Source organism: Kitasatospora sp. NPDC056181 (assembly GCF_042266225.1).
In the GTDB taxonomy this organism is placed as follows: domain Bacteria; phylum Actinomycetota; class Actinomycetes; order Streptomycetales; family Streptomycetaceae; genus Kitasatospora.
In genome coordinates this window covers 1,603-3,199 of record NZ_JBHJUK010000298.1, presented here as the reverse complement: position 1 = coordinate 3,199, position 1,597 = coordinate 1,603, and the positions used below count along the sequence as shown (strand labels likewise).

Genomic DNA, 1,597 nt, shown 5'->3' with positions numbered 1-1,597 from the left:
GTGGGTGACTGGTCGTTGTTTGAGAACTGCACAGTGGACGCGAGCATCTGTGGCCAAGTTTTTAAGGGCGCACGGTGGATGCCTTGGCACCAGGAACCGATGAAGGACGTGGGAGGCCACGATAGTCCCCGGGGAGCCGTCAACCAGGCTTTGATCCGGGGGTTTCCGAATGGGGAAACCCGGCAGTCGTCATGGGCTGTCACCCATACCTGAACACATAGGGTATGTGGAGGGAACGCGGGGAAGTGAAACATCTCAGTACCCGCAGGAAGAGAAAACAACCGTGATTCCGGGAGTAGTGGCGAGCGAAACCGGATGAGGCTAAACCCAGGTGGTGTGAGACCCGGCAGGGGTTGCCGCTTGGGGGTCGTGGGATTTTTCTTGACCGGTCTGCCGGCCGGTCGGCGAGTCAGAAACCGTATGGATAGTCGAAGGACATGCGAAAGGTCCGGCGTAGAGGGTAAGACCCCCGTAGACGAAATCTGTGCGGCTCGTTTGAATTATTCCCAAGTAGCACGGGGCCCGAGAAATCCCGTGTGAATCTGGCGGGACCACCCGCTAAGCCTAAATATTCCCTGGTGACCGATAGCGGATAGTACCGTGAGGGAATGGTGAAAAGTACCGCGGGAGCGGAGTGAAATAGTACCTGAAACCGTGTGCCTACAAGCCGTGGGAGCGTCGTTCACCAGCTTGCTGGTGGGCCGTGACTGCGTGCCTTTTGAAGAATGAGCCTGCGAGTTTGCGGTGTGTAGCGAGGTTAACCCGTGTGGGGTAGCCGTAGCGAAAGCGAGTCCGAATAGGGCGCCTGAGTTGCACGCCCAAGACCCGAAGCGGAGTGATCTAGCCATGGGCAGGTTGAAGCGGAGGTAAGACTTCGTGGAGGACCGAACCCACCAGGGTTGAAAACCTGGGGGATGACCTGTGGTTAGGGGTGAAAGGCCAATCAAACTCCGTGATAGCTGGTTCTCCCCGAAATGCATTTAGGTGCAGCGTCACGTGTTTCTTGCCGGAGGTAGAGCACTGGATAGGCGATGGGCCTCACCGGGTTACTGACCTTAGCCAAACTCCGAATGCCGGTAAGTGAGAGCGTGGCAGTGAGACTGTGGGGGATAAGCTCCATGGTCGAGAGGGAAACAGCCCAGAACACCGACTAAGGTCCCTAAGCGTGTGCTAAGTGGGAAAGGATGTGGAGTCGCAGAGACAACCAGGAGGTTGGCTTAGAAGCAGCCACCCTTGAAAGAGTGCGTAATAGCTCACTGGTCAAGTGATTCCGCGCCGACAATGTAGCGGGGCTCAAGCACATCACCGAAGTCGTGTCATTGCAGCATGAAGGGCCAACGCCTGCTGTGATGGGTAGGGGAGCGTCGTGTGCCGGGCGAAGCGGCGGTGGAAACCAGTCGTGGACGGTACACGAGTGAGAATGCAGGCATGAGTAGCGATACAAGAGTGAGAAACTCTTGCGCCGATTGACCAAGGGTTCCTGGGTCAAGCTGATCTGCCCAGGGTAAGTCGGGACCTAAGGCGAGGCCGACAGGCGTAGTCGATGGACAACGGGTTGATATTCCCGTACCCGCTTTGAAGCGCCAACGCTGAACCT

The 1,597-nt window shown here is 57.3% G+C and carries 1 rRNA gene (cut by a window edge); it reads left to right on the top strand.

Annotated elements, in window-relative coordinates:
* Nucleotides 1-51 precede the first annotated feature (51 nt).
* Nucleotides 52-1,597: ribosomal RNA gene (locus ACFC1F_RS42945) — 23S ribosomal RNA — on the top strand; it runs 1,600 nt beyond the window's last position.